We start from the raw sequence: 26,933 nt of genomic DNA on the forward strand, positions 1-26,933 counted from the left end.
CGCCTCCGAGGGAGGAGGGCGTCAAAACACCTCGAAATATTCGCGATGCTCCCAATCCGTCACCTCCGCCAGGAAGCGGTCGATCTCGGCGTTCTTGATGTGGGCGTAATAGTCGACGAACTCCGCCCCCAGCTTCTCGCGGAAGAACGGATCGTCCTTCAGCGCGCTGACCGCGTCGCGCAGGGATTTCGGCAATAGCGGCGCCTTGGTCTCGTAGGGCGTGTCGGCCGACGGGCCGGGATCGAGCTTGCGGTCGACGCCGTCGAGGCCCGAGAGAATCTGCGAGGCCATGTAGAGATAGGGATTGGCGGCGGGCTCGCCGATGCGGTTTTCCAGGCGCGTGGCGGCATCGCCGGCAGCCCCGAGCACGCGGATCATCACGCCGCGATTGTCGCGGCCCCAGATCGCGCGATCCGGCGCCAGCGAATAGGAGCGGTACCGCTTGTAACCGTTGATGGTCGGGGTGGTGAACAATGTCGAGGCGCGGGCGTGGTCGAGCAGGCCGGCAAGATACGCGCGGCCGAAGGCGCTGAGCGGCTCGCCGCCGTCTTTCGCCATGAACTGATTCTCGCCGCTCGCGCGCGACACGATCGACTGATGCAGGTGCCAGCCGCTCGCGAAAAGGTTCGGCAGTTTTGGCCGGCACATGAAGGTGGCGTGATAGCCGTGGCGGTGCGCGATCTGCTTCACGGCGCTACGAAACAGCACCATGTTGTCGGCGGGCTCCATCCCCTTCTTCGGCGCGAAGGTGAATTCGCACTGGCTCGGCCCGAACTCGACCTCGACCGAGCGCAGGGGAAGGCCGAGCGCGACGATGTCACGGCGCAAAATCTCCAGCACCGGCTCCATCTGATCGAAGCGCTGCTCGGTGAGGTATTGGTAGCCGTGGCTGAGCAGGCTCACCGACGGCGGCGTGCCGGGCTGTCCCGCATCCTCGGGGCGCATATGCGGATCGTCGAGCTTGAAGATGTGGAATTCGACCTCGAGCCCCGCGACGAAATCGTGGCCGCGGCTTGCGAGCTCGTCGAGCACCTTGCGATAGAGACCGCGCGTCGCGAAGGGCACGGGACGGCCGTCATTGAAATAGAGGTCGCAGAGAACCCAGCCCGTGGCCGGTGCCCATGGCAGCACGCGAAACGTGGTGGGATCGGCGACCATCAGTACGTCGGCCGCGCCCTCCATCTCCTTCATGCCAAAACCGCCGCCTGATGTGAACACCGGAAACACCGTGCGGTGCGAGGTGTCCTTGGCGAGCAGGGTGGTGGTGATGGAGCAGCCGCTTTCCAGCGAGGCAATCGCCTCGGACGCGATGATGGTCTTGCCGCGCAAGATGCCGTGCTGGTCGGGGAAAGCGAGGCGGATGACCTCGAGGTTCTTCTCCTCGACGAGACGGCGCAGCCGTGTTGCGGCGTCCTTCTGCTCATCGGACCACAGCGCATGACGCGCGACGAAACTCACTTTGAACGTTCCTTCTCGCCCGGTAGGAGTATAACCCTCGCTGCCATGGTCCGCGAAAGCGGACGATCCAGTATTCCAGAGACGGCCGTGTGTCCACGAGAGGCCGCGGCGTACTGGATGCCCCGCTTTCGCGGGGCATGACAACGAAGAATGTGGAGCCGCCGCCGCGCCTCGCTGGTCGGAAGCGTCACCCTCACTCCGCCGCCGTCAGCCGGTGCACGTTGTCCGCGATCTCCTTCGGCACCGGTGCCGCCCAAGGCGCACCGCGGCGGCGCTTGACGTCGACTTCCATCCAATAGGTCTCCCAGCCCCGCGTCGGCCCGATGCCGTCCATGGTCGCCGGTCCCTGGATGCTGCGTGCGTTGGCCTCGTCGAGAAACAGCATCGGCTTCTCGCCGCCGCCGACCTTCTCGATCTCCTGCCGCAGCAGGCGGCGATATTGCACGATCGCCTTGTCGCTGGTGCCGAGATGCTCGCTGGTGCGGTCCTGGATCGCGCCCATCGACTCCACCGCCCACTGGTCGTGGACGTTGATGTCGCTGCCCATGCCGGTATAGGTCGCGGTCTGCTGCTCGTGCGGATCGAAACCGTAATCGTTGGTCTTGTTCTTGCGCGATTTGTAGTCGGGCAGCTCATAGAGCTCGAGCCGCTGGTCGCGCATCTTCTGTTTGTCGACCGGGTTCGCATAGCTGGTGAAGATCGCGTACCAGTAGCAGTTCTCGTCGTCGACCGGCACGTGCCACTGCGTGATCGTCATCTCCGTGCTCATGGGGATGACGAAGCCGTGCGGGAAGAGCTGGTTGGTGACGCGCACATGGGTGCGCTCCTCGTCGATCTCGCGCAGCGCGATCAGCCGCAACCCGTATTCGGTGTGCTCGACATTGATGATCGGGCGATCGTATTCGCGCAGGATCTTGGTCATCGGCAGGTCGCTGCCGGCGGACGCGCCGCGGAACTGCTTTCCGTACGCGGTCGAGGTGTCCTCGTCCTCGAAGAAGCGATGCAGATAGGAGGCGTGCGCGGGATCGATGCCGACCTCCAGCGCCTGCAGCCAGTTGCAGGCCATGTGGCCCTTGAACGCGAAAATATGCGTGCCGGGCGCGACGAAGCAGTCGAGCTCGGGGAATGCCGGCGGCTCACCTTCGCCGAGATAAGCCCAGAGGATGCCGCTCTTCTCCACCACGGGATAGGAGCGCTGGCGGACGTTCTGGCAGAGTTTGGAATCCTTCGGCTCGGCCGGCGTCTCGATGCACTGGCCGGTGGCGTCGAACAGCCAGCCATGGAAGGCGCAGCGCAGGCCGCCATGTTCGAGCCGTCCAAAGGCGAGGTCGGCGCCGCGATGGGCGCAGTGGCGATCGATCAGGCCGTAGCGCCCTCGCTCGTCGCGGAACAGCACCAGATTTTCGCCGAGCAGCTTGACGGGGCGGATCGGACGATCGCCTTCGAGCTCATCCACCAGCGCCGCCGGCTGCCAGTAGCTCCGCATCAGCTTTCCGCAGGGGTCCTTCGGCCCGGTGCGGGTAATCAGGTCGTTCTGCTCCTGGCTCATCATGGCGAGGGCATCCTTTTGGGTGAGGTTTGTTCGCCTATTGAACGAATGGGCGAATTATGACATGACCCGATCCGGCAGCAAGCACTATTTTGCAGGACAATCCCGACACCATGCCAAAACTGAAGCGAAGCGAGAGCGACGAACGCGCGACGGATTTCGTCGAGAGCCTCGATCGCGGGCTGCGCCTGCTGCAATGCTTCGGCACCACGGCCGGCCCGATGACGCTGAGCGATCTCGCCCGCGCCGCCGAGCTTCCGCGCGCCACCGCGCGCCGCATGCTGTTCACGCTCCAGCGCGGCGGGTTCGTCGCCGGCGACGGCAAGCTGTTTTCGCTGACGCCGCATGTGCTGACACTGGCCGCGTCGTATCTGCGGTCCAGCCAGCTCGTCACGGTCCTGCAACCGGTGCTCGATCGCGTCGCGACCGCGGCCAACGAAATCTGCTCGCTCGCGGTCCTCGACGGCGATGAGGTCGTGTTCATCGCGCGCAGCAGTCCGGCGCGGATGTTTTCCGGCGGCCTCGAGATCGGTTACCGCCTGCCGGCGTTCTGCACCTCGGTCGGCCGCGCCATGCTCGGCCAGCTCGACGATGCCGATCTTGCTTCGCGCCTGAAGGCGATGACGCGCGAGGCGCTGACGCCGCAGACGGTAACCGATCCCAAGGCCTTGCTCGCGCGCATCGCTGCCGACCGCGCGCAAGGCTATGCGTTGGTCGATCGCGAGGCCGAGCCGCATTTCCGCTCGATCTCGATCCCGGTGCGCCGCTACGACGGCGTCATTGTCGCCGCCATCAACATGGGCGCCCATGTCGACCGCGTGCCGGCGCAGGAATTGATCGAGCGATTTTTGCCGTTGTTGCGTGAGGGTGCGGACTCCGTGGGCTCGCAGCTGTTGTAGCTTGGCTACCGGTTGCGCATCCAGTCGGCGAGACCCGACAGGGCGCGATCGAGGTCCTCCCGCGCCGCAGCGTCCGCAACACTTTCCTCCAGCGCGCCGCGCATGCAGAGCATCCAGGCGTCGCGCTCGGCATCGCCGATGGCAAAGCCGATATGGCGCTGGCGCAGCCGTGGATGGCCCTTCTCGACCGAATAGAGTTTCGGGCCGCCGGTCCATTCGGTGAGATAGCGCTTCAGCACGTCCCTGATCAGGCCGAGATCGGCGGCGTGCATGGCGCGGATGACCTGTGCCTCCGGCAGGGTATCCATCCGCTCGTAGAAGCGATCGACCAGCCGATCGATCGTGGCACTGCCGCCGATCCGCTCGAACATGGAAACCGTAACGCCGCTCTCGGTCATGCCGCGCCCCGGCCTACAGCGCCACGCTGCGCAGCCCAAAGCTGCGCGCTTCGTTCTGCAGCACGGGGCGTACCGCATCGATCAGGCGCGCCGCGGCGGCGTCGACGGAAAGTCCCGCCGTGTCCACCACCGCCGTCGCGCGCGCATACAGCGGCTCGCGGCTAAGCAGAATGTTGCGCAGCTCGGCCATTGCGGAGCGGTCATCGGCCATCGGCCGCAGATCGCCTTGGCGGCGGACGCGGGCCATGTGCTCCTCGGGCTCGGCCTTCAGCCAGATCGTGTAGAACGACGACAGGATCTGGTCGAAGGTCAGAGGCTCCGAGACGATGCCGCCGCCGGTCGCCAGCACCATCAGCTCATTGCGCGCGAGCAACTGTTGCAGCGCCGCCTGCTCCATGCGGCGAAAGCCTTCCTGGCCGTAGAGCGCGATGATCTCGGCGACCGAGAGCCCGTTCTGCTGCTCGACCTCCTTGTTGAGCTCGACGAAGCTCCAGCCGACCTTCTTCGCCAACACCTTGCCGAGCGTGGATTTGCCGGCGCCGCGCAGGCCGATCAGCGCGATGCCGCAGAACGGCGCGCGCCGCGGCGCCGAGGCGCTGCCGCCGGCGAGCAGATCCTTGGCCTGCGCGATCTGCGCCGGCGTCGCCTTGCGCAGGAGATCGCGAAACATCTGCCAGTCCGGGGTCGGATCGGCGGAGGGCAGCAGGTCTTCCAGATGCGCGCCCATCGCGACCGAGACGCGGCGCAACAGCACGATGGAGACGTTGCCCTTGCCGCTCTCGAGCTGCGCGATGTAGCGCTCCGAAATTCCCGATACCTTGGCGAGCACTTTGCGCGACATGCCGCGCAGCGCGCGCATGGTGCGCACGCGCTGGCCGAGCTGTTCGAGAAATCGGGATTCGGCGTCGGGACTGTCGGTCATGAGCCTTCTTGAGCGGATGTCTTCTTTTAAGAAGGTCCTGCGGCGCGGTTTAATGAAACATAATGCCTGCTGGCATTGACAGCAAGCTGCCGCAGTGTCTTTCTATGAATTATAATTCTAAAATCAGGGGAGACGTCCGTGGTCGAGGGATCCTATAACGCGGTGACCTGGCTGCTCGACCGTAACGTCGAGGAGGGCCGCGGCAACAAGCTGGTGTTCGACGACACCGTCTCCCGGCTCACCTATGGCGAGCTCCAGCGTGAGACGCGGCGCGCCGCCAACATGCTGCGCCGCCTCGGTGTCCGCCGCGAAGAGCGCGTGGCGATGATCATGCCGGATACGGTCGATTTCCCGATCGTGTTCCTGGGTGCGATCCGTGCCGGCATCGTGCCGGTGCCGCTCAACACGCTGCTGACCTCGGACCAGTACGCCTACATCCTCGCCGACTGCCGCGCGCGCGTGCTGTTCGTCTCCGAAGCGCTCTATCCCGTTATCAAGGACGTCGTCGACCGCATGCCGGATATCGAGCACGTCGTGGTGTCCGGAGCCAAGGCGAACGGCCACAAGCAGCTCGCCGAAGAACTCGCGCGCGAGAGCGATCAGTTCACGACCGCGGCGACGCATCCGGATGAACCGGCGTTCTGGCTGTATTCGTCGGGTTCGACCGGCATGCCCAAGGGCGTGCGCCACATCCATTCGAATTTGCAGGCGACGGCCGACACTTATGCGAGCCAGGTGCTCGGCATCCGCGAGAACGACGTCGGTCTCTCCGCGGCAAAGCTGTTCTTCGCCTATGGCCTCGGCAATGCGCTGACCTTCCCGATGTCGGTCGGCGCCACCACAATCCTGAACAGCGAGCGCCCGACGCCGGCACGCATGTTCGACCTGATGAACAAGTACAATCCCTCGATCTTCTACGGCGTGCCGACGCTGTTCGCCGCGATGCTAAACGACGAGGCGAGGAAGGCCGAGCGCGGCGGCACGTCCTTGCGCATCTGCACCTCGGCCGGCGAGGCGCTGCCGGAATCGGTCGGCAACAGCTGGAAGGCGCGCTTCAACGTCGACATTCTCGACGGCGTCGGTTCGACCGAGCTGTTGCACATCTTCCTGTCGAATGCGCCGGGCGACATCAAATACGGCTCGTGCGGCAAGCCGGTGCCGGGCTACGCGGTTCGGCTCGTCAACGAAGCCGGTGAGGCCGTGGCCGACGGCGAGGTCGGCGAACTGCTGGTCGATGCACCCTCCGCCGGCGAGGGCTACTGGAACCAGCGCCACAAGAGCCGCCGCACGTTCGAGGGCCCGTGGACCCGCACCGGGGACAAATATATTCGGGATGCCGAGGGCCGCTACACCTTCTGCGGCCGCGCCGACGACATGTTCAAGGTCTCCGGCATCTGGGTGTCGCCGTTCGAGGTCGAGAGCGCGCTGATCACGCATCCAGCCGTGCTGGAAGCCGCCGTCGTGCCCGAGGCCGATCCGGAAGGCCTGTTGAAGCCGAAGGCCTTTGTCGTGCTGCGCCCAGGCGCCACCACGAGCAACCTTCAGGAGATGCTCAAGGACCACGTCAAGCAGAAGATCGGCCCATGGAAATATCCGCGCTGGATCGACGTTGTGGAGTCCTTGCCGAAGACCGCGACGGGAAAGATCCAGCGGTTCAAGCTGCGCGAAGGTGCGAATTGAGCGCGTGGGTGCCGAGTGTGACCAACGCTGTTGCTGCGAACTCCACTGCGCTCCCTCCCCAACAAGGGAGAGGGAACGACTGAGCGAATGGCGCGCGATGCGTTCCACGTTGGATAAGACGGAAGAATAGGGCGACACAGCATGACCGACCTCACCCCCACAGGCTTCCTCGGCATCGGCAACGCCAGTCTCGAATACAAATGGCTCGCGCCCGAATCCGCCGACGCGCCCACCATCGTCATGCTGCATGAAGGCCTCGGCTCCGTCGGGCTCTGGGGCGACTTTCCGGAAAAGCTTCGCGAGGCCACCTCAGCCGGCATCTTCGTCTATTCGCGTGCGGGCTATGGCCAGTCGAGCCCGGCGACAATGCCGCGGCCGCTCGACTACATGCAGCGCGAGGCGCTGGACGTGCTGCCGAAAATTCTCGATGCGATCGGCTTCAAGCGCGGCCTCCTGCTCGGCCATTCCGACGGTGCCTCGATCGCGACGATCTATGCCGGGGCACATCAGGATCATCGCCTGAGCGGCCTCGTGCTGATCGCGCCGCATTTCATCGTCGAGGACGTCTCGGTCAAATCCATCGCCGCGATCAAGACTGCCTTCGAGACCACCGATCTCAGGACAAAGCTCGCGCGCTGGCACAAGGACGTCGACAACGCCTTCCATGGCTGGAACGGCGCCTGGCTCGATCCGAGATTCCGCGACTGGGACATTTCCGAATATCTGGCCTACATCCGCGTTCCCATCACGATCCTGCAAGGCGTGGATGACCAGTATGGGACACTGCGCCAAGTCGAAATTGCGCAGGACGAGTGTTATTGCCCGATTGATCCGAAAGTCATTTCCGGCGCGGGGCATTCCCCGCATCGTGAAGCGCCGGGGCCGACGCTTAAGGCGATTGAGCAATTTGCAGAAGCAGCCCTCCGCGATGATCAGGGACTTCAGGGCCGCGCCGCGTGATCATGAAACAAAGTGCATAGACGGAGCGTTAAAACCTAGACATCCTCCAAAATATGCATTATTGTGCATATAACGATAAGCCAGAACGCATAAACAGCTCAAGGGTGGCCCATGGCCGGGGAAGATCGGCGCCTCGCAGGCGGCGCGACATTCATCGATTTCCAGACCGAGCCGTCCCGCTACCGGCACTGGAAGCTCGCTGTCGACGGTGACGTCGCGACCTTGACCATGGATGTCGACGAGAATGGCGGCCTGTTCGAAGGCTATCTGCTCAAGCTGAACTCGTACGATCTCGGCGTCGATATCGAGCTTGCCGACGTGGTCCAGCGCCTGCGCTTCGAGCATCCCGAGGTCAAGGTCGTGGTGATGCGCTCGGCCAAGAACCGCGTGTTCTGCGCCGGCGCCAACATCCGCATGCTCGCGGGTTCGACCCACGCCCACAAGGTCAACTTCTGCAAATTCACCAACGAGACCCGCAACGGCATGGAAGACTCGTCGGAAAATTCCGGCCAGCGCTTCATCACCGTCGTGAACGGCTCGGCCGCCGGCGGCGGCTATGAGCTTGCGCTCGCGACCGACCACATCATCCTCGCCGACGACGGCGCGTCTGCAGTGGCGCTGCCCGAAGTGCCGCTGCTCGCGGTGCTGCCGGGCACCGGCGGCCTCACCCGCGTCGTCGACAAGCGCAAGGTGCGCCGCGACCATGCCGATTTCTTCTGCACCATCGAGGAAGGCGTGAAGGGCAAGCGCGCCGTGCAATGGCGCCTCGTCGACGAGATCGCGCCGAACAGCAAGCTTGAAGGCAAGGTCGCCGAGCGCGCCAAGGAGTTTGCGGCTGCGTCGAAGCGCAACGGAAGCGGCAAGGGCATCGCGCTCACGCCGCTCAAGCGTGTCATCGACGAGACCAGCCTGCGTTACGGCTTCGTCACCGTCGATATCGACCGCGCCGCGCGCATCGCCACGATCTCGATCAAGGCGCCGGAGACGGCACCGCCCGCCGATATCGATGGCATGATGGCGCAGGGCGCTTCGTTCTGGCCGCTCCAGGTCGCCCGCGAGATCGATGACGCGATCCTGCATCTGCGCATCAACGAGCTCGAGATCGCGATGCTGGTGTTCAAGAGCCATGGCGACCGCGCCCATGTGCTGGCATCCGATGCCTTCCTCGAAACCAACAAGGCGCATTGGCTGGTCAACGAGATCAGGCACTATTGGAAGCGTGTGCTCAAGCGCATCGACGTCACCTCGCGCACGCTGGTGACGCTGGTCGAGCCCGGCTCCTGCTTCGCCGGCACGCTCGCCGAGCTCGTCTTCGCCGCCGATCGCTCCTACATGCTGATCGGCACGCGCCAGGGCGACAACCGTCCGCCGCCGTCGATCGAACTCTCCGCCATGAACTTTGGCCCGTATCCGATGAGCCATGGCCTGACGCGGCTTCAGTCGCGCTTCCAGGCCGATCCGTCCGATGTCGAACGCGCGGAAGCCACCATGGGCACCGCGCTCGACGCCGAGCAGGCGGAAGAACTCGGCCTCGTCACCTTCGCGCTCGACGACATCGACTGGGATGACGAGGTCCGCGTGTTCCTGGAGGAGCGTGCCAGCTTCTCTCCCGACAGCCTCACCGGCATGGAAGCGAGCCTGCGCTTCGTCGGTCCCGAGACGATGGAATCAAAGATCTTCTCGCGTCTCACCGCCTGGCAGAACTGGATCTTCCAGCGCCCGAACGCGGTCGGCGAGGAAGGCGCGCTGCGCCGCTACGGCAGCGGCCAGAAGCCGAAATTCGATATGACGCGGGTTTAACTTTTTGTGTCCCGGGCGCGGCGCAGCACGAAGTGATGCGACGCAGAACCGGGACCCACACAGACCGAGCAATAGGTCCCGGCTCAGCAGTGCAGCACTTCGCGCCGCACTGCGTCCGGGACAAGAAATCGCAAGGAGCACGGCCATGAGCCTGAACATCATGAACGTCGACTACTCGACCAAGATTCCGAACAACGTCAATCTCGCCGAAGACCGCCAGGTGCTGAAGGCGCTGGAAGGCTGGCATCCCGGCTACATGGACTGGTGGAAAGACATGGGGCCGGAAGGTTTCCAGGAATCGCTGGTGTATCTGCGCACCGCCTACTCCGTCGATCCGCGCGGCTGGGCCAAGTTCGACTATGTCCGCATGCCCGACTATCGCTGGGGCATCCTCCTTGCTCCCCAGGAAGAAAACCGCGTCGTGCCGTTCGGCGAGCATTTTGGCGAGCCGGCCTGGCAGGAAGTCCCGGGCGAGTATCGCGCCATGTTGCGCCGCCTGATCGTGATCCAGGGCGACACCGAGCCGGCTTCCGTCGAGCAGCAGCGCCACCTCGGCAAGACCGCGCCCTCGCTCTATGACATGCGCAATCTCTTCCAGGTCAATGTCGAGGAAGGCCGCCACCTCTGGGCGATGGTCTATCTGCTCCAGAAATATTTCGGCCGTGACGGCCGCGAGGAGGCCGATGATTTGTTGCGCCGCCGCTCGGGCGACGCGGACAGCCCACGCATGCTGGGTGCCTTCAACGAGGCGACACCGGACTGGCTGTCCTTCTTCATGTTCACCTACTTCACCGACCGCGACGGCAAGATGCAGCTGCACTCGCTGGCGCAGTCCGGTTTCGATCCCTTGTCGCGCACCTGCCGCTTCATGCTGACCGAGGAAGCGCACCACATGTTCGTCGGCGAGACCGGGATCACCCGCGTCGTGCAGCGCACCTGCGATGCGATGCGCGAAGCCGGCATCACCGATCCCACCGACATCGCGAAGGTCCGCGCGCTCGGCGTGATCGATCTGCCGACGATCCAGAAGAAGCTGAACCTGCACTATACGCTGTCGCTCGATCTCTTCGGCTCGGAGGTCTCGACCAACGCGGCCAACGCCTTCAACACCGGCATCAAGGGCCGCTATCACGAGACCCAGATCGAGGATGATCACCAGCTCAAGAACGCGACCTATCCGGTGCTGAAGTTCGTCGACGGCGAGATCAAGCTGGTCGACGAGCCGGCGCTGACCGCGCTCAATATGCGCCTGCGCGACGATTACAGCCAGGATTGCGTCAAGGGCATGCTGCGCTGGAACAAGGTGATCTCGACCGCGGGCTATCAGTTCCAGCTCAAGCTGCCCAACGTCGCCTTCCACCGCCATATCGGCGAGTTCAAGGGCATCCACGCGACACCCGACGGTCTCCTGATCGACGATGCCAATTGGGCGAAGCGCAAGGACGAATGGCTGCCCTCGACCGCCGACGGCGACTTCATCACCTCGCTGATGCAGCCGGTGACCGAGACCGGCGAGTTCGCCTCCTGGATCTCGCCGCCGAAAGTCGGCATCGACAACAAGCCGGGCGATTTCGAGTACGTGAAGATCGAATCGTAGAGGCTCGCGAGGCGCGACGACCGCGCCTCACTTTCCCTGTCGTCCCGGCCCCCCGTGCGCAATTGCGCACTAGGCCGGGACGACGCCGGAGTGTGAGGCGAGGGCGCGCCGCGCTCGCAGTCAGCCTCAGCTATCCCACCCGCTCCCCTTGATCCCCGCATTCGCGTAAACGATGCCGCCATCGACCGCGATGGTCGCGCCCACCACGTAATCTCCCGCGCGCGAAGCGAGGTAGATCGCGGCGCCCGCCATGTCCTCGTCGGTGCCGATGCGGCCGGCGGGAACGCGCGTTGAGACCTCATCGGCATGATCGCGGGCGGCGCGGTTCATGTCGGATTTGAACGGGCCGGGCGCGATCGCGGTGACCACGATGTGGTCTGGAATGAGCTTCACCGCCATGCGCCGTGTCAAATGGATCAGCCCCGCCTTGCTCGCCGCATAGGAATAGGTCTCGCCCGGATTGACGAAGATGCCGTCGATCGAGGCGATGTTGATCACCTTCGCCGGCCGCTCCGCGCTCGCGGATGCGCGCAGCGTGGGCGCCAGCGCCTTGGTCAGGAAGAACGGCGCCTTGACGTTGAGGTTCATCACCTTGTCCCAGCCGCTCTCCGGAAATTCGTCGAACTCCGCGCCCCAGGCCGCGCCCGCATTGTTGACGAGGATGTCGAGCTTTGGCTCGCGCTTCCCAAATTCACTCGCCAGCAATTCAGTGCCGGCGAGCGTCGAGATGTCGATCGGCAGTGCGACGCACTCGCCGTCATATTGCGCGGTAAGCTCGTTCGCGGTCGCTTCGCACGGTCCGGCCTTGCGCGCGGTGATGTAGACCTTCGCAGCGCCGGCGCTGAGAAATCCCGCCGCGATCATCTTGCCGATGCCGCGCGAGCCGCCGGTCACCAGCGCGACGCGGCCTTTGAGCGAGAACAGATCGTTGAACATGGTGCCTCCCTTGGTTTGCCGCTGGTTGTGAGCGGGGCGGGGAGGGGAGTCAAGAAACCGTCGTCAGTTCCGCCTCATCCTGAGGAGCGCGCGCTTGCGCGCGTCTCGAAGGATGCGGGCGGCCATCCTTCGAGACGCGCTCCTTTGGAGCGCTCCTCAGGATGAGGGCGAAGTGTGCGGACGGATCAAGCCGCCGCAATCCTGCGAAAGCCGTTCCACATCGCCGTCGCGGCGCCCGAGGTCAGCACCGGGAGAATCCGCGCGTCCTGGTAATTGCCGTTGAGCGAGACGCGTGGCAGCGCCGTCATGTGGCCGGCGCTCTCGGCGAACAGCATGCCGGGGCGTGTCGTCACCGCGGTCTTGAAACCGGCGGCCGACGCAAGGACGAATTCGCGCGCGCCCGCCGCCTCGCGATCGCCATAGGGATAGGCAAAATGCTGGACCTTGCGGCCGAGCGCCTGCTCGATCCGCGCGCGGCTCACGGCCATCTCCTGCGTGGCGATCTCTTCCGTCTGCTTTGCGAGATTGCAATGACTGACGCTATGGGCGCCGATCGTGACCAGGGGATCGGCGGCGAATGTCTTCACCTCGTCCCAGGACAGACACATTCTGCGGCACAGCGCGGCGATGTCGACGCCGTACTTCGTGCACAGCGCCTCGATCTCGCGCTTGAGATCATGCTCGCCCGGCAATGCGCGCAACCAGTCGTGCAGGCGGTCGAAGGCCGTCTGCTTTGCGGCTGGCGTCGTCGCATCGAGCCGCAGCGCGGCGTTGCCGACCTGCACTTCGATCTGGTCGGCCTTTGCGATCACGGCCTCCAGCGCCTCCCACCACAGCCGTCCCGTGCCTTCTGCGAAATCGCTGGCGACATAGACCGCCAGAGGCGCGTCAAATTCGCGCAACACCGGCAGGGCAAAGTCGCGATTGTCGCGATAGCCGTCGTCGAGCGTGAAGGCGGCGAAGCGGCGGTCGAACCGGCCTCGCACCAGCCGCTCATGCAGCTCGTCCATGCTGACGATGTCGATCTCGCGCGAGCGCAAATGGCTCAGGGCTGCACGCAGAAATTCGGGAGTGACTTCGAGATGCCGATTCGGCTGGAACGGGACGTCGCGGGCCGGCCGCACGTGGTGCAGCATGAAAATAGCGCCGACGCCCGACAAAAGCGGGCGCAGCAGGTGGTGCGCCCCGCTGAAATAGAGTGCTCCCAGCCCGGCGCGGATGACGTTGTTACGCAGTTGTTTCATGACCGCCTGGCCGACCCCCGGCATTCCACCCTCAACTTAGGGTGACACCCTTGAAGAAAAAGTTATTCCAATTGTCCATGCATGGCTTCCGGAAGGGCACCATTTCCGGTTTGACAGCCCGCCAAGGGTTTGTTTTGTCTCCGGTTCCAGAGTTCGGGTCGTCGAATGCAGAAGCTTTTCAGGTGGGCCAGCAAATGGTGGCCGGGGTTGATCCCCCTGGCCGTCATGTGGGGATTTGCGGCCTGGAATAATACCTTGCCGGTCGAGGCGGACCTTTCCGCCCGCAGTTCGGCCGCCCTCAAGGACACCGTTCTGGACAAGACCCGGATCGCGGTGGACGGCCGCGACGTCGGCCTGGCCGCGGAGGCGTTTTCCGAGGAGGGGCGTCGGGACGCTGTGGCGGCGGTCGAGACCGTCCCCGGCGTGCGCCTGGTCGACGACAGGACCCGCCTCGTTGCCGAGGCAAAACCCTTCGTCTGGAACGCCGAACGCGACGTGGTGCGGGTGACGCTGTCAGGCTCCGCGCCCTTGCCGACGATGAAGGGCCGCCTGACCGAGGCGGCCCGCAAGGAGGTCGGCGGGGTCGAAGTGGCCGATCAGATGGGCCTGGCGCGCGGCGCGCCGCCCCGGTTCGAGGCGGCTGCGATGCTGCTGCTCGACCAGATCGGCAAGCTCAAGGACGGCAAGATCACGATCACGGATACCAAGGTCAATCTGTCGGGCATGGCGCGCGATCTCGGCGGCCGCGAGGCGATTGCGGCGGCGCTCAAGAACCTGCCCGAGGGTTTTTCGATCGCCGCCAACGACGTCAAGGCGCCGCCCTACGTCTTCCAGGCCTACAAGGATCCGGTGGCCGCGACGGTGACGCTGACCGGTTATGTTCCCGACAACAATGTCCACGCGGCCATCGCCACCAGCGCGTCGCGGAAATTCTTCAACGAAAAGGTCGTCGACAATCTCAAGGCCAGCATCGGCGCGCCCGGCGCCTTCAGCCCCGCCGTGGTCGCAGCGTTGGGCGCGCTGTCGCGGCTGTCGACCGGCACGCTCGTCGTCTCCGATCGCGAGGTGAAGCTGTCGGGCGATGCGCTCTATGAAGGTGCCGCCAACGACATCCGCGCAGGCCTCGGCAAGGACTTCCCGAAAAACTGGCAGTACAAGCCGGAAATCACGGTGAAACCCGCGGCCGGTCCGGTCGACGGCACCGTGTGCCAGCAATTGTTCTCGGAGCTTCTGGCCAAGGCCAAGATCCGCTTCGGGGCGAGGCGCGCCGACATCGATCCGGATTCCGCCGGCATTCTCGATCATCTGATCGAGACGGCGCTGCGATGCCCCGCCACCAATATCGAGGTCGCCGGGCACACCGATGCCGACGGCGAGGATTCCTTCAATCAGGCTCTCTCGGAGAAGCGCGCGCAGGCGGTGATCGACCATCTGATCAAGGCCGGCCTGCCCGCCGACCGCTTCACCGCGGTCGGCTATGGCAGCACGCAGCCCGTCGCCGGCAACGACACCGAAGACGCCAAGGCGCAGAACCGCCGCATCGAATTTCTGGTGAGGTGACGATGCCCTATCTCGTCTCATTCCATCTGGGCTGGTTGATCGGCTCGCTGCTGCTCGGCTTTTGCATGGGCTGGATCTCGGTGGTCCAGCGCGGCAACGGCACCTCGAAAGTGACTGCGCGCTGGCTCGCTGCGCTTGCGGCTGCCCTGGTCGCGGCCTCGTTCGCGCATGTGGTCCCCGGCCGCTTCGGCTACTGGCTCGACCTCGCCCTGGTCATGTTCGCCTGCTACCTCGTCGGCTGCACCATCGGCGCCTGGCTGCGCGACCGGGTGGTCTCGCGCACCGCGCCGCCTGCCGCTCTGTGATGTTGCCGTGCACCCTGACTGCGGGAGTCAGGGGTGTAACTGCGCGGCCCTTCGGCACATCGGAAAACCGTGAACGATCGCGCCGGTCACCCCTCTTTCAACAGGGGGGCGCGGCCCATAGATTGAGATCGGCTTAAGCCGGGACGGAACATTGTGCGGCCGAAATCATCAAAACTTCATGGCGACTGCGCAGGATTGCCATGGAGATTCGCGTCAGTCTTGCCGTCGAAAGCGCCAAACCGTGCATCAGGAGCCCGCAACCCTGCCTAAAATACTGAAGGCACGAGTTTTTGTTCGAATTGCCGAATTCCACTCCGCGCGAAAACGCGCTAGGGGAGAGGTAGGGGGCATGCGCGATGCCGGAGCCGGCGGCGAGGGTTCGTTGAGTGCCTGTACGTCGTCTGCCTGTCCGCCGGCCACCCTGGCCGCTGAAGCGTTGTTCGAGGTCTAGATGCTGGAAGCCATACGCAGGGCGATGACGTTTCTGCGCCAGAAGCAAATCCTGCATAAGCTTGGCGTTGTGATCAGCGTCGCGGTCATCGGCATCGCTTGCTTTGTGCTCTACCGCATGCTTCGCGGCATCGACACCAACGAGGTGATCGAGGCGATCAAGAGCACCGAGCCGCGCCAGATCGCGATGGCGGGGCTGTTCGTCGCCGCCGGCTATTTCACCCTGACCTTCTACGATTTGTTCGCCGTGCGCGCGATCGGCCACGCCCACGTGCCCTACCGCATCAACGCGCTCGCGGCCTTCACCAGCTATTCGATCGGCCACAATGTCGGCGCCAGCGTCTTCACCGGCGGCGCGGTGCGCTACCGCATCTATTCGGCCTACGGCCTGAACGCGATCGATGTCGCAAAAATCTGTTTCCTCGCCGGCCTGACCTTCTGGCTCGGCAATGCCGCCGTGCTGGGCCTCGGCATCTCCTATCATCCGGAGGCCGCCGCGGCGATCGACCAGCTGCCGCCCTGGCTGAACCGGACGCTGGCGATGATGATCATCGTCGGGCTGGTCGCCTACGTGGTCTGGGTCTGGACCCAGCCGCGGATGGTTGGCCGCGGGCCCTGGACCGTGATGCTGCCGGGCGGCCCGCTGACCCTGCTCCAGATCGCGATCGGCATCATCGATCTCGGCTTCTGCGCGCTCGCGATGTACGTGCTGGTCCCGGACGAGCCCAATCTCGGCTTCGTGGTGGTCGCGGTGATCTTCGTCTCGGCCACCCTGCTCGGCTTTGCCAGCCATTCGCCCGGGGGCCTCGGCGTGTTCGACGCCGCGATGCTGGTGGGGCTCTGGCAGATGGACCGCGAGGAGCTGCTGGGCGGCATGCTGCTGTTCCGCGTCCTGTATTATCTGTCCCCCTTCGTCATATCTGTAATCTTGCTGACGTTTCGCGAAGTTATCATCGGCGCACGATCCAAGCGCTTGCAGCAGGCCGCGCTCAAGCTCGACCCCGGCCCCGCGCGTGAAGCCGCCTATGTGAGAGAGCGCAGCGACAGCGGCGCCTGACCGCCGCAATTAGTCTCAGGAGAAGCCCGCCCCGATGGCGATCGACGCCCCATCGTCTCCCACCGCCCGGCCCTGGTCCGACCGGCTGCGGCACTCGACCATCATCCTGATCGCCGCGGCGCTGGCGCTGTCGGTGGTGGTCTCGCTCGGCGAATTGTCGGTGATGCGGGCGGCGACGGTGTTCCTCTGCATCGCGGCCGCAGCGCTGATCCCGTGGCGGCTGCACGATAATTCCGCCTCGCGCGAGGACACCCGCCGCGTCAACCCCGTCGAGAGCGCGGCGGTGGCCGCGGTCGTCGCCGGCATGCCCGATCCTGCGGTGCTGCTCGACCGCGCCGGCCGCGTCATCCATCTCAACGCCGCGGCTGCACAGCTTGCACCGGCGCTGCGCCGCAACGAGCTCGCCCAGTTCGCACTGCGCTCGCCGGAGATCATCACCGCTCTGCGCGAGTCGATCGCGAGCACCGAGCCGCGGCGCGCGACCTATCTCGACCATGTCCCGGTCGATCGCTGGATGGAGCTGACCATCACGCCGGTGCCGGTGCCGACCACCTTTGGCGGCGCCGACAAATGCATGCTGATGACCTTCCACGACCAGACGCCGCTGCGCCGGGTCGAGGAAATGCGGGCCGATTTCGTCGCCAATGCCAGCCACGAATTGCGCACGCCGCTGGCCGCGCTGTCGGGCTTCATCGACACGCTCCAGGGCCAGGCCAAGGACGACCCCAAGGCGCGCGAGCGCTTCCTCGGCATCATGCACAACCAGGCCACCCGCATGGCGCGCCTGATCGACGATCTGCTGTCGCTGTCGCGGGTGGAACTGTCGGCCCATGTGCGGCCCGACACCCTGGTGGACCTCCTGCCGATCATCTACCAGGTCGCCGACGGGCTCGAGCCGCTGGCGCGGGAACGTCAGGTCGAGGTCGAGACCCATCTGCCGGAGGGTCCGGTGCTGATCGCGGGCGACCGCGAGGAGCTGCTCCGCCTGTTCGAGAATTTGATCGAGAACGCGCTCAAATACGGCGCCTCCGGTGGTCGCGTCATCGTGTCGCTGACGTCCAGCCCCGCCACGGATGGAACTCAGGAAATCCGGGTTCTGGTCCGGGATTTCGGCCCCGGCATCGCGCCGGAACACCTGCCGCGGCTGACGGAGCGCTTCTATCGCGTCGATGTCGGCGACAGCCGCTCGCAGGGCGGCACCGGCCTCGGATTATCGCTGGTGAAACATATTGTTAACCGCCATCGCGGCCGGCTTCTGATCGAAAGCGTGCCCAAACAGGGCGCCACTTTCACCGCCTGTTTTCCCCAGGGGAAATCCACGACGCTGAGTTAAATCCCAGCAGTTTCAGCCGCTTAGGCCTGTCATCCGACTGTCACGAAACCTTCGTAAAAGCTCAGCTGTCCGCTCCTAAAGGGGCGGTGCGGGGAGCGCGATCGGGCGCTGATGGCGCTTCGCTCCCCTGTATGGAGACCACCATGAATTTCATCAAAACGATCGTCGCTGCCGGCTTGGTCGCCGCATCGACGACGGCGGCCTTTGCTGCCGACATCACCGGTGCCGGTGCGACGTTCCCGTTCCCGATCTATTCGAAGTGGGCCGACGCCTACAAGAAGGAGACCGGCAACGGTCTGAACTACCAGTCGATCGGTTCCGGCGGCGGCATCAAGCAGATCCAGGCCAAGACCGTGACCTTCGGTGCCAGCGATGCGCCGCTCAAGGCCGAGCAGCTCGAAAAGGACGGCCTCGTCCAGTGGCCGATGGTGATGGGCGCCATCGTTCCCGTCGTCAACATCGAGGGCGTGAAGCCCGGTGAGATGGTGTTCGACGGCGAGACCCTCGCCAGCATCTATCTCGGCAAGATCACCAAGTGGGACGACGCCGCGATCAAGAAGCTCAACCCGAACGTGAAGCTGCCGTCGGACGCGATCACCGTGGTCCGCCGCTCGGACGGCTCGGGCACCACCTTCAACTTCACCAACTACCTCGCCAAGGCCAGCGCGGACTGGAAGAGCAAGGTGGGTGAGGGCACCGCGGTCGAATGGCCGGTCGGCGTCGGCGCCAAGGGCAACGAAGGCGTGTCGGGCAACATCAGCCAGACCAAGAACTCGATCGGTTACGTCGAGTACGCCTATGCCAAGCAGAACAAGCTGACCTATACCGGGCTCGTCAACAAGGCCGGCAAGCCAGTGCAGCCCACCGTCGAAGCCTTCCAGGCGGCCGCCTCCAACGCCGACTGGGCCAAGGCTCCCGGCTACTACGTCATCCTGACCGACCAGCCCGGCGAGAAGTCCTGGCCGATCACGGCGGCGACCTTCATCCTCATGCACAAGGACGCCACCGACAAGGCGGCCTCGCAGGAAGCCATCAAGTTCTTCCGCTGGGCCTTCAAGAACGGCGGCAAGGCGGCTGAAGAGCTCGACTACATCCCGATGCCCGAGGGCGTCGTGACCCTGGTCGAGAAGACCTGGGCTGCCGAGATCAAGAGCTAAGCGCGTCTGTCCCGGACACCGCGCCGGGATCTCGAAAGACTTCCGCTCCGGATCGGCATCGCGCCGTATCCGGAGCGCAAGACCAACCACAAGATCTGCAAAACACGACCTGCAACAAGCGTCTATAAAATGGGTACAGGGGATCGGCGTGGCTGAGATGGCTGTCGAGAGCAATGTAATTGATGCCGCCGGACCGTATGATCGCGCCAAGGCGTTGAGCGCGTTCAAGCTCGGCGACGTCACTTTCTACTGGATCACGCGGCTCTCCGCGATCTCGGTGCTTCTGATCCTCGGCGGCATCATCATTTCGCTGATCGTCGGCGCCTTCCCGGCGATGAAGGAATACGGCTTCTCCTTCCTGTGGACGCAGCGCTGGGCGCCGTCCGCCGATCCGCCGGTGCTCGGAGCGCTCGGGCCGATCTACGGCACGCTCGTGACCTCCTTCATCGCGATGCTGATCGCCATTCCGGTCGGTCTCGGCATTGCGATCTTCCTCACCGAGCTCTGCCCGCAATGGCTGCGCCGCCCGATCGGCATGGCGATCGAGCTGCTCGCCGGCATCCCCTCGATCATCTACGGCATGTGGGGCTTCTTCGTGCTCGGCCCGTTCCTGGCCAACACGTTCCAGCCCTTCATGATCAAGATCTTCGACGGCGTTCCCGTGCTGGGCGCGATCTTCGCAGGTCCCCCGTCCTATCTCAGCCTGTTCAACGCGGCGCTGATCCTCGCCATCATGGTGCTGCCCTTCATCACCTCGATCTCGGTCGACGTGTTCAAGACGGTGCCTCCGGTGCTGAAGGAAGCCGCCTACGGCGTCGGCTGCACCACCTGGGAAGTCGTCCGCAGCGTGGTGATCCCCTACACCCGCGTCGGCGTCATCGGCGGCATCATGCTGGCGCTGGGCCGCGCGCTCGGCGAGACCATGGCGGTGACCTTCATCATCGGCAATTCGTTCCGCATCTCGTCGTCGATCTTCGCCCCGGGCACCACAATCTCGGCGGCGATCGCATCCGAATTCGCCGAGAGCGACGGCCTGCATCAGTCCGGCCTGATCCTGCTCGGCCTCCTGCTGTTCGTGCTGACGTTCTTCGTGCTCGCAGGCGCTCGGCTGATGCTGATGCGGCTCGACAAGAAGGCGGGGAAGTAACGCCATGGCCATCAATCCGATCTATTCGCGCCGCCGCCGCAAGGACATCGTCATCCGCGGGCTCTGCTTTGCCGCAGCCGTCTTCGGCGTCACCTGGCTCGCGCTGATCCTGATGACACTGCTCATCAACGGCCTCGCCGGCCTCAATCTCGAGCTCTTCGTCGCCGATACTCCGCCTCCGGGTTCGACCGAAGGTGGCCTGCGCAACGCGATCGTCGGTTCGATCATCATGACCGTGCTCGGCGTCGGCATCGGCGCGCCGCTCGGCATGTTCGCCGGCACCTATCTTGCCGAATACGGCCGCAACGACAAGCTGACCTCGGTGATCCGCTTCATCAACGACATCCTGCTCTCGGCGCCCTCGATCATCATCGGCCTGTTCATCTACGGCGCGGTGGTCGTGCCGATGCGCGGCTTCTCCGCGATCGCCGGCGCGCTGGCGCTCGCCGTCATCGTCATCCCGGTGGTGCTGCGCACGACCGAGGACATGCTGCTGCTGGTGCCCAACGCGCTGCGCGAAGCGGCCTCCGCGCTCGGCCTGCCGCGCTCGCTGGTGATCAAGCGCATCGCCTATCGCGCGGCACGTTCCGGCCTCATCACCGGCGTGATGCTGGCGACGGCCCGCGTCGCCGGCGAGACCGCGCCGCTGCTTTTCACCGCGCTGTCGAACCAGTTCAACAGCCTGAGTCTGACCAAGACGATGGCGAACCTTCCGGTCACCATCAACAATTTCGTGCAGAGCCCTTATGCCTATTGGAAGCAGCTGGCCTGGAGCGGCGCGTTGCTGATCACGCTGACCGTGCTTGCCCTGAACATTGGCGCGCGCATCCTGAGCGCCGAGAGGACCGCAAAATGACCGACATGTCCGTATCCGTGAGTTCGAATGCTCACCTGGCCGCGCAGCAGCCGCTGCCGGAAGCGCCCGCCAAGGTGACTGTTCGCAACCTCAATTTCTATTACGGCGAGCACCACGCGCTGAAGAACATCAACCTGACGCTCGGCGCCAACCGCGTCACGGCGTTCATCGGCCCGTCCGGCTGCGGCAAGTCGACCCTGCTGCGCATTTTCAACCGGATGTACGACCTCTATCCGGGCCAGCGCGCCACCGGCCAGCTCATGCTCGACCAGACCAACGTGCTCGACCCCAGGCTGGACCTCAATTTGCTCCGCGCCCGCGTCGGCATGGTGTTCCAGAAGCCGACGCCGTTCCCGATGACGATCTACGAGAACATCGCGTTCGGCATCCGGCTCTACGAGAAGATCTCGAAGTCCGAGATGGACGGCCGCGTCGAGAAGGCGCTGCGCGGCGGCGCGCTGTGGAACGAGGTCAAGGACAAGCTCAACGCCTCCGGCCTGTCGCTCTCCGGCGGCCAGCAGCAGCGCCTCTGCATCGCCCGCACCGTCGCGGTGAGGCCCGAGGTCATCCTGTTCGACGAGCCCTGCTCGGCGCTCGACCCGATCTCGACCGCCAAGGTCGAGGAGCTGATCCAGGAGCTGTCCGAGGACTACACGATCGCGATCGTCACCCACAACATGCAGCAGGCGGCGCGCGTCTCCGACAAGACCGCCTTCATGTATCTCGGCGAGCTGATCGAGTTCGACGACACCAGCAAGATATTCACGTCGCCGTCCGACCGGCGCACGCAGGATTACATCACCGGCCGGTTCGGCTGAGGAGACGGGACATGGGTTCTGAACATACCGCAAAGGCCTTCGATACCGACCTCCAGGAACTCACCCGCCTGGTCGCCGAGATGGGCGGCATCGCCGAGCGCATGATCGTCGATTCCGTCGATGCGCTGATCCGCCGCGACGTCCCGCTCGGCCAGCGCGTCGTCAGCATCGACACCGAGCTCGACGCGCTGCAGAAGAAGATCGAGGAGCGCGCCGTGCTGACCATCGCCCGGCGTCAGCCGATGGCGGTCGATCTGCGCGAAATCGTCGGCGCCATGCGCGTCGCAACCGATCTCGAGCGCATCGGCGACCTCGCCAAGAACATGGGCAAGCGCGTCGCGGCGCTGGAGACGGATTTCCATCCGCTCAAGCTGTTCCGCGGCCTCGAGCACATGACCGACCTCGTGCAGCAGCAGGTCAAGTCGGTGCTGGATGCCTATGCCGCGCATGATCTGCCGGCGGCGATGGCAGTGTGGAAGGGCGACGAGGAAGTCGACGCCATCTGCACCTCGCTGTTCCGCGAGCTCCTCACCTACATGATGGAGGACCCGCGCAACATCTCGTTCTGCATCCATTTGATGTTCTGCGCCAAGAATATCGAGCGGATCGGCGACCACGCCACCAACATCGCCGAGACCGTGTTCTACATGATCGAGGGTCAGGCGATCACCGACAAGCGGCCGAAGGGCGATATGACGACCTTCGCCACGACGGTACCGAACACCTGATTACGTAAGGAGCGACGACGCGATGGGCGCACGCATTATGGTGGTTGAGGACGAGGAAGCCCTGACCGAGCTTCTCCGCTACAACCTCGAGGGCGACGGCTATGACGTCGAGACGGTCATGCGCGGCGACGACGCCGACACCCGTCTCAAGGAGCACATCCCGGACCTGATCGTGCTCGACTGGATGCTGCCCGGCCTGTCAGGCATCGAGCTCTGCCGGCGGCTTCGCACCCGTCCCGACACCAAGCAGCTCCCGATCATCATGCTCACCGCGCGCGGCGAGGAGAGCGAGCGGGTGCGAGGTCTCGCGACCGGCGCCGACGATTACATCGTCAAGCCGTTCTCGGTGCCGGAGCTTTTGGCGCGCGTGAAGGGCCTGCTGCGGCGCGCCAGCCCCGAGCGGCTAGCTACCGTGCTCGCCTTTGGTGACATCGAGCTCGACCGCGACAAGCGCCGCGTGGCGCGTTCGGGCCGGCCGATCGATCTCGGCCCGACCGAATATCGCCTGCTGGAGTTCTTCCTGGAGCATCCGGGGCGGGTGTTCTCGCGCGAGCAGCTGCTCGACAGCGTCTGGGGCCGTGACATCTACATCGACGAGCGCACCGTCGACGTCCATATCGGCCGCCTGCGCAAGCTGCTCAATCTCGGCCGCGAGCAGGACCCGATCCGCACCGTCCGCGGTGCCGGCTACGCGCTGGACGATCGCTTCGCCAAGGCGGAGCCGGCGCAAGGCGTGCAGGGATGATCTAGCGAGTTGTCACTACATCACAGTCACAGTGTCGTCCCGGCCTGGTGCGCTATTGCGCAGTAGGCCGGGACGACACTGAATTTCTGGAAGCGTCATCCTGTGACGGCGCCGTCCTTGCCGTCAGCCAAATCCGCTAGCTCAGCGCGGCCCCGGCTTCACCGGTGCACGCCGCCGATCCGACGCGGGCTGATACGCGACGCGCGAGTGCTGGGCGCAATAGGGCAGGCCGGAGAGCGCCTTGCCGCCGCAGAAGAAGAAATCCGGGCTCGAGGGATCGCCGACAGGCCAGTGGCAGGTCGCCTCGTTCAGCTCCAGCAGCGACAGCCGCTGGCTCATCGGCACCACGTTGTCATAGGTGACCGGTTCGGCCTCCACTTCGACCTCGAAGGCCTGTGCCAGCGCCGTGTTGCCGCGCGAGATCGGACGGCTCACCCGCATCATATGCTGCGCGGGGCGCGCCTTGCGCGGCCGGGGCGCTGCCGATGAAGGGCTCTTGGCGCGGCCCGACAGGCCGAGCCTGTGCACTTTGCCAATCACGGCATTGCGGGTCACATTGCCGAGCTCAGCCGCGATCTGGCTGGCCGAAAGTCCGGCCTCCCAGAGCTTTTTCAGCTGCTCGACGCGATCATCGGACCAGGTCAAAACCGTCATTGCACCCTTTCCCTCGCTGTCGGCCTGCCATCCTGGCGCCTCGCAGCGAATGCTTAAGCCTTGAAAAACCCGTGCCGCCAGAATCCCTTAGGGCTCGCCGGGCGCGACTAGAACGCCCGAACGTTTACGCCGGTACATGAGGACTTAGAGATCAGAACCACTGCACGAGATGTCGTATCTGACAATCCAAACGCTACAATATGGCGTGACTCCCGCGCAAGAGTCCGCCGACTCGCTTCCACATGTTCCGTGGTGAAAACCCGCAAAATCGGCACCGCAAGACTACGGATTCTGCGTTTCGCGGGGCTTTCCGGGCGGCATTGACACCGGTTTCCCCGGGCATAAGATAGTGTCACGTGCCGCCCTTAAAAGGCGGCACGTTTCGTTTTCCGGGCCGGTCAATGGTGCGCTGCGTAATGCGCGCTCCCACCGTCCGCAACTCAAGTGACCGTCATGACCAACAGCGCCGCGCCGCATCTGCTTCCCGTTTTCGCCAGGGCCGACCTCGGCTTCGAGCGCGGCGAGGGCTGCTGGCTCATCGCGACCAATGGCGAGCGCTACCTCGATTTCACCTCGGGCGTCGCGGTGAACGCGCTCGGCCATGCCCATCCGGTGCTGGTCAAGGCGTTGCAGGAGCAGGCGACCAAGCTCTGGCACATGTCGAACCTGTTCCAGAGCCCGGACGGCGAGAAGCTCGCGAACCGCCTCTGCCACGAGAGCTTCGCGGACTTCGTGTTCTTCTGCAATTCCGGCGCCGAAGCGCTGGAGGGCCTGATCAAGCTGGTCCGCCATCATCACTTCTCCAAGGGTCATCCGGAACGTTACCGCATCATCACCTTCGAAGGCGCCTTCCACGGCCGCACGCTGGCGACGCTGGCCGCGACCGGATCTGCAAAATATCTCGAAGGTTTTGGTCCGCCGATGGACGGCTTCGACCAGATCCCGCATGGCGATATCGAGGCCGTGAAGAAGGCGATCGGTCCGCAGACCGCCGGCATCCTGATCGAGCCGATCCAGGGTGAGGGCGGCGTGCGTTCGGCGACGCCCGCTTTCCTCAAGGCGCTGCGCCAGCTCTGCGACGAGAAGGGCCTGTTGCTCGCGTTCGACGAGGTGCAGACTGGCATGGGCCGCACCGGCGATCTCTTCGCCCACAGGCGCACCGGCGTCACACCGGACGTGATGTCGCTGGCCAAGGCGCTCGGCGGCGGCTTCCCGATCGGTGCGGTGCTGGCGACCGCGGACGCGGCCTCCGGCATGGGCCCTGGCTCGCACGGCTCGACCTTCGGCGGCAATCCGCTCGCGATCTCGGCTGCGAACGCCGTGCTCGACGTCATGCTCAAGCCCGGCTTCTTCGACCACGTGCAGAGAATGTCGCTGCTGCTCAAGCAGAAGCTCGCCTCCGTGATCGACCGTCATGGCGATGTCGTCAGCGAAGTGCGCGGCGAGGGCCTGCTGATCGGCATCAAGGCCGTGGTGCCTTCTGGCGATCTCGTTGCCGCCTTGCGCGATGAAAAACTGCTCACCGTCGGCGCTGGCGAGAACGTCGTGCGTTTCCTGCCGCCTCTGATCGTCACCGAAGCCGAGATCGAGGACAGCGTCGGGCGGCTCGAGCGCGCCTGCACCGCGTTGTCCGGCACCAAGCGGGCGGCAAGCTGATGAGCAAGTCGCCCGACAAGACACCGAAGCATTTCCTCGACATCAACGAGCTGCCGCTGTCGGAGCTCAAGCGCATGCTCGCCGCGTCCTCCGCGATGAAGGCGAAGCAGAAGGCGCATCAGCCGGTCAGGCCGCTCGAAGGCAAGACGCTGGCGATGATCTTCGAGCGTCCATCGACCCGCACCCGCGTCTCGTTCGATGTCGCCATGCGCCAGCTCGGTGGCGAGCCCATCATGCTCACCGGTGCCGAGATGCAGCTCGGCCGCGGCGAGACCATCGCCGACACCGCGCGCGTGCTGTCGCGCTATGTCGACGCCATCATGATCCGTATCCTCAATCACGATGCCCTGCTGGAGCTCGCGGAATATGCGACGGTGCCCGTCATCAACGGCCTGACGCGGCGCTCGCATCCGTGTCAGGTGATGGCCGACCTCATGACCTACGAGGAACATCGCGGGCCGATCGAGGGCAAGACGGTGGCCTGGACCGGCGACGACAACAACGTGCTGGCGTCCTGGGCGCATGCGGCCGAGCGCTTCAAGTTCCAGCTCAATGTGGCAACGCCGCCGGAGCTCGCACCGAAGAAGGTGATGCGCGACTTCATCAAGGCCACCGGCGCGCCGATCGTGCTGGGCACCGATGCCGAAGCCGCCGTGAAGGGCGCCGATTGTGTCGTCACCGACACCTGGGTGTCGATGGGCGACAAGGAAGGGGAGCACCGCCATAACGTGCTCAAGCCCTATCAGGTCAACGCCCAATTGATGTCGCTGGCCAAGCCCGATGCGCTGTTCATGCACTGCCTGCCCGCCCATCGCGGCGAGGAGGTCACCGACGAGGTGATCGACGGCCCGCAATCGGTCGTGTTCGACGAGGCCGAAAACCGCCTGCATGCGCAGAAGGGCATTCTGGCCTGGTGTTTTGACGCGGTGAAGTAGCGCGGGGCACGGCGAAGTAGGTTTGGATCGTCGTCCTGGCGAAAGCCAGGACGACACCGAGTGTGAGGTGGCTGCATACATGCGACCTG

24 protein-coding genes are annotated in these 26,933 nt (G+C 64.8%); 17 read left to right on the top strand and 7 right to left on the bottom strand.

All coding sequences use genetic code 11. The features are described 5' to 3' along the window. Positions 1 to 21: 21 nt before the first annotated feature. Both IVB31_RS17450 and IVB31_RS17455 read right to left on the bottom strand, forming a co-directional pair. Positions 22 to 1,458 carry a glutamine synthetase family protein gene (locus tag IVB31_RS17450; protein WP_247324457.1) on the bottom strand — a complete coding sequence of 479 codons (1,437 nt, stop codon included), beginning with the start codon at positions 1,456 to 1,458 and terminating at the stop codon, positions 22 to 24. Positions 1,459 to 1,651: 193 nt separating this feature from the next. Further along, complete coding sequence (locus IVB31_RS17455; RefSeq protein ID WP_247324460.1) at positions 1,652 to 3,010, bottom strand: aromatic ring-hydroxylating dioxygenase subunit alpha; 1,359 nt, start codon at positions 3,008 to 3,010, stop codon at positions 1,652 to 1,654. A gap of 110 nt (positions 3,011 to 3,120) precedes the next feature. Between IVB31_RS17455 and IVB31_RS17460 the strand changes: the two genes are divergently transcribed. Continuing rightward, entirely contained in the window at positions 3,121 to 3,906 is a 786-nt protein-coding gene (locus tag IVB31_RS17460; protein WP_247324462.1) for an IclR family transcriptional regulator C-terminal domain-containing protein, read from the top strand. 5 nt (positions 3,907 to 3,911) lie between these two features. On the opposite strand, the gene IVB31_RS17465 is transcribed toward IVB31_RS17460, so the two are convergent. Then, positions 3,912 to 4,304 (bottom strand): group II truncated hemoglobin, encoded by a 393-nt coding sequence (locus IVB31_RS17465; protein ID WP_247324464.1) that lies wholly within the window; start codon positions 4,302 to 4,304, stop codon positions 3,912 to 3,914. 13 nt (positions 4,305 to 4,317) lie between these two features. Next, positions 4,318 to 5,244 carry a helix-turn-helix transcriptional regulator gene (locus IVB31_RS17470; protein ID WP_346730877.1) on the bottom strand — a complete coding sequence of 309 codons (927 nt, stop codon included), beginning with the start codon at positions 5,242 to 5,244 and terminating at the stop codon, positions 4,318 to 4,320. 120 nt (positions 5,245 to 5,364) lie between these two features. On the opposite strand from IVB31_RS17470, the gene IVB31_RS17475 reads away from it, so the two are divergent. From IVB31_RS17475 to boxB, 4 genes are all read left to right on the top strand, one after another. After that, positions 5,365 to 6,906 (top strand): benzoate-CoA ligase family protein, encoded by a 1,542-nt coding sequence (locus IVB31_RS17475; protein ID WP_247324468.1) that lies wholly within the window; start codon positions 5,365 to 5,367, stop codon positions 6,904 to 6,906. A gap of 141 nt (positions 6,907 to 7,047) precedes the next feature. After that, positions 7,048 to 7,866 carry an alpha/beta hydrolase gene (locus tag IVB31_RS17480; protein ID WP_247324470.1) on the top strand — a complete coding sequence of 273 codons (819 nt, stop codon included), beginning with the start codon at positions 7,048 to 7,050 and terminating at the stop codon, positions 7,864 to 7,866. Positions 7,867 to 7,977: 111 nt separating this feature from the next. Further along, complete coding sequence (gene boxC / locus IVB31_RS17485) at positions 7,978 to 9,666, top strand: 2,3-epoxybenzoyl-CoA dihydrolase (RefSeq protein WP_247324471.1); 1,689 nt, start codon at positions 7,978 to 7,980, stop codon at positions 9,664 to 9,666. Between the two features lie 145 nt (positions 9,667 to 9,811). Next, on the top strand, positions 9,812 to 11,263 hold the full coding sequence (gene boxB / locus IVB31_RS17490) for a benzoyl-CoA 2,3-epoxidase subunit BoxB (RefSeq protein ID WP_247324473.1): 1,452 nt from the start codon (positions 9,812 to 9,814) through the stop codon (positions 11,261 to 11,263). Between the two features lie 126 nt (positions 11,264 to 11,389). Here the strand turns inward: boxB and IVB31_RS17495 are convergent, their stop codons facing one another. Both IVB31_RS17495 and IVB31_RS17500 read right to left on the bottom strand, forming a co-directional pair. After that, positions 11,390 to 12,199, bottom strand: coding sequence for an SDR family oxidoreductase (locus IVB31_RS17495; RefSeq protein WP_247324475.1), 810 nt, complete (start codon positions 12,197 to 12,199; stop codon positions 11,390 to 11,392). Positions 12,200 to 12,384: 185 nt separating this feature from the next. Continuing rightward, positions 12,385 to 13,443, bottom strand: a complete 1,059-nt coding sequence (locus tag IVB31_RS17500; RefSeq protein WP_247324489.1) for a polysaccharide deacetylase family protein — start codon at positions 13,441 to 13,443, stop codon at positions 12,385 to 12,387. Positions 13,444 to 13,608: 165 nt separating this feature from the next. Between IVB31_RS17500 and IVB31_RS17505 the strand changes: the two genes are divergently transcribed. From IVB31_RS17505 to phoB, 10 genes are all read left to right on the top strand, one after another. Then, a complete protein-coding gene (locus IVB31_RS17505; RefSeq protein WP_247324491.1) occupies positions 13,609 to 15,003 on the top strand; it encodes an OmpA family protein in 1,395 nt (464 codons plus the stop codon). Positions 15,004 to 15,005: 2 nt separating this feature from the next. Further along, positions 15,006 to 15,308: a hypothetical protein gene (locus IVB31_RS17510; protein ID WP_247324492.1), complete on the top strand. Its 303-nt coding sequence runs from the start codon at positions 15,006 to 15,008 to the stop codon at positions 15,306 to 15,308. Positions 15,309 to 15,759: 451 nt separating this feature from the next. Then, positions 15,760 to 16,815, top strand: a complete 1,056-nt coding sequence (locus IVB31_RS17515; RefSeq protein ID WP_247324493.1) for a lysylphosphatidylglycerol synthase domain-containing protein — start codon at positions 15,760 to 15,762, stop codon at positions 16,813 to 16,815. Between the two features lie 34 nt (positions 16,816 to 16,849). Then, positions 16,850 to 18,148, top strand: coding sequence for an ATP-binding protein (locus IVB31_RS17520; protein ID WP_247324494.1), 1,299 nt, complete (start codon positions 16,850 to 16,852; stop codon positions 18,146 to 18,148). A 143-nt stretch (positions 18,149 to 18,291) separates the two neighbouring features. Then, positions 18,292 to 19,305 carry a phosphate ABC transporter substrate-binding protein PstS gene (gene pstS, locus IVB31_RS17525; protein ID WP_247324496.1) on the top strand — a complete coding sequence of 338 codons (1,014 nt, stop codon included), beginning with the start codon at positions 18,292 to 18,294 and terminating at the stop codon, positions 19,303 to 19,305. 157 nt (positions 19,306 to 19,462) lie between these two features. Further along, positions 19,463 to 20,452: a phosphate ABC transporter permease subunit PstC gene (gene pstC / locus IVB31_RS17530; protein ID WP_247324804.1), complete on the top strand. Its 990-nt coding sequence runs from the start codon at positions 19,463 to 19,465 to the stop codon at positions 20,450 to 20,452. Between the two features lie 10 nt (positions 20,453 to 20,462). Continuing rightward, positions 20,463 to 21,308, top strand: coding sequence for a phosphate ABC transporter permease PstA (gene pstA, locus IVB31_RS17535; RefSeq protein WP_247324806.1), 846 nt, complete (start codon positions 20,463 to 20,465; stop codon positions 21,306 to 21,308). After that, on the top strand, positions 21,305 to 22,126 hold the full coding sequence (pstB, locus tag IVB31_RS17540) for a phosphate ABC transporter ATP-binding protein PstB (RefSeq protein WP_247324497.1): 822 nt from the start codon (positions 21,305 to 21,307) through the stop codon (positions 22,124 to 22,126). Before pstA ends, pstB begins: the two co-directional genes overlap by 4 nt. Positions 22,127 to 22,137: 11 nt before the next feature. Next, positions 22,138 to 22,854 carry a phosphate signaling complex protein PhoU gene (phoU, locus tag IVB31_RS17545; protein ID WP_247324498.1) on the top strand — a complete coding sequence of 239 codons (717 nt, stop codon included), beginning with the start codon at positions 22,138 to 22,140 and terminating at the stop codon, positions 22,852 to 22,854. Between the two features lie 22 nt (positions 22,855 to 22,876). Then, positions 22,877 to 23,599 carry a phosphate regulon transcriptional regulator PhoB gene (gene phoB / locus IVB31_RS17550; RefSeq protein ID WP_247324499.1) on the top strand — a complete coding sequence of 241 codons (723 nt, stop codon included), beginning with the start codon at positions 22,877 to 22,879 and terminating at the stop codon, positions 23,597 to 23,599. A gap of 141 nt (positions 23,600 to 23,740) precedes the next feature. On the opposite strand, the gene IVB31_RS17555 is transcribed toward phoB, so the two are convergent. Further along, a complete protein-coding gene (locus IVB31_RS17555; protein WP_247324500.1) occupies positions 23,741 to 24,253 on the bottom strand; it encodes a GcrA family cell cycle regulator in 513 nt (170 codons plus the stop codon). 453 nt (positions 24,254 to 24,706) lie between these two features. Here IVB31_RS17555 and IVB31_RS17560 point away from each other — a divergent pair, with 453 nt between their 5' ends. Together IVB31_RS17560 and argF are read left to right on the top strand one after the other, a co-directional pair. Beyond that, positions 24,707 to 25,909 (top strand): aspartate aminotransferase family protein, encoded by a 1,203-nt coding sequence (locus tag IVB31_RS17560; RefSeq protein WP_247324501.1) that lies wholly within the window; start codon positions 24,707 to 24,709, stop codon positions 25,907 to 25,909. Continuing rightward, on the top strand, positions 25,909 to 26,844 hold the full coding sequence (argF, locus tag IVB31_RS17565) for an ornithine carbamoyltransferase (RefSeq protein WP_247324503.1): 936 nt from the start codon (positions 25,909 to 25,911) through the stop codon (positions 26,842 to 26,844). Before IVB31_RS17560 ends, argF begins: the two co-directional genes overlap by 1 nt. Positions 26,845 to 26,933 lie beyond the last annotated feature (89 nt).

The sequence above is a fragment of the Bradyrhizobium sp. 21 genome, from assembly GCF_023073335.1.
Classification (GTDB): Bacteria; Pseudomonadota; Alphaproteobacteria; order Rhizobiales; family Xanthobacteraceae; genus Bradyrhizobium.

What these genes read in the sequence shown, in the direction of transcription:
- IVB31_RS17455 (WP_247324460.1), bottom strand. Translation starts at nt 3,010, where the DNA reads ATGATGAGCCAGGAGCAGAACGACCTGATTACCCGCACCGGGCCGAAG.
- IVB31_RS17460 (WP_247324462.1), top strand. Translation starts at nt 3,121, where the DNA reads ATGCCAAAACTGAAGCGAAGCGAGAGCGACGAACGCGCGACGGATTTC.
- IVB31_RS17465 (WP_247324464.1), bottom strand. Translation starts at nt 4,304, where the DNA reads ATGACCGAGAGCGGCGTTACGGTTTCCATGTTCGAGCGGATCGGCGGC.
- IVB31_RS17480 (WP_247324470.1), top strand. Translation starts at nt 7,048, where the DNA reads ATGACCGACCTCACCCCCACAGGCTTCCTCGGCATCGGCAACGCCAGT.
- boxC (WP_247324471.1), top strand. Translation starts at nt 7,978, where the DNA reads ATGGCCGGGGAAGATCGGCGCCTCGCAGGCGGCGCGACATTCATCGAT.
- boxB (WP_247324473.1), top strand. Translation starts at nt 9,812, where the DNA reads ATGAGCCTGAACATCATGAACGTCGACTACTCGACCAAGATTCCGAAC.
- IVB31_RS17495 (WP_247324475.1), bottom strand. Translation starts at nt 12,199, where the DNA reads ATGTTCAACGATCTGTTCTCGCTCAAAGGCCGCGTCGCGCTGGTGACC.
- IVB31_RS17500 (WP_247324489.1), bottom strand. Translation starts at nt 13,443, where the DNA reads ATGAAACAACTGCGTAACAACGTCATCCGCGCCGGGCTGGGAGCACTC.
- IVB31_RS17505 (WP_247324491.1), top strand. Translation starts at nt 13,609, where the DNA reads ATGCAGAAGCTTTTCAGGTGGGCCAGCAAATGGTGGCCGGGGTTGATC.
- IVB31_RS17510 (WP_247324492.1), top strand. Translation starts at nt 15,006, where the DNA reads ATGCCCTATCTCGTCTCATTCCATCTGGGCTGGTTGATCGGCTCGCTG.
- IVB31_RS17515 (WP_247324493.1), top strand. Translation starts at nt 15,760, where the DNA reads ATGCTGGAAGCCATACGCAGGGCGATGACGTTTCTGCGCCAGAAGCAA.
- IVB31_RS17520 (WP_247324494.1), top strand. Translation starts at nt 16,850, where the DNA reads ATGGCGATCGACGCCCCATCGTCTCCCACCGCCCGGCCCTGGTCCGAC.
- pstS (WP_247324496.1), top strand. Translation starts at nt 18,292, where the DNA reads ATGAATTTCATCAAAACGATCGTCGCTGCCGGCTTGGTCGCCGCATCG.
- pstC (WP_247324804.1), top strand. Translation starts at nt 19,463, where the DNA reads ATGGCTGTCGAGAGCAATGTAATTGATGCCGCCGGACCGTATGATCGC.
- pstB (WP_247324497.1), top strand. Translation starts at nt 21,305, where the DNA reads ATGACCGACATGTCCGTATCCGTGAGTTCGAATGCTCACCTGGCCGCG.
- phoU (WP_247324498.1), top strand. Translation starts at nt 22,138, where the DNA reads ATGGGTTCTGAACATACCGCAAAGGCCTTCGATACCGACCTCCAGGAA.
- phoB (WP_247324499.1), top strand. Translation starts at nt 22,877, where the DNA reads ATGGGCGCACGCATTATGGTGGTTGAGGACGAGGAAGCCCTGACCGAG.
- IVB31_RS17555 (WP_247324500.1), bottom strand. Translation starts at nt 24,253, where the DNA reads ATGACGGTTTTGACCTGGTCCGATGATCGCGTCGAGCAGCTGAAAAAG.
- IVB31_RS17560 (WP_247324501.1), top strand. Translation starts at nt 24,707, where the DNA reads ATGACCAACAGCGCCGCGCCGCATCTGCTTCCCGTTTTCGCCAGGGCC.
- argF (WP_247324503.1), top strand. Translation starts at nt 25,909, where the DNA reads ATGAGCAAGTCGCCCGACAAGACACCGAAGCATTTCCTCGACATCAAC.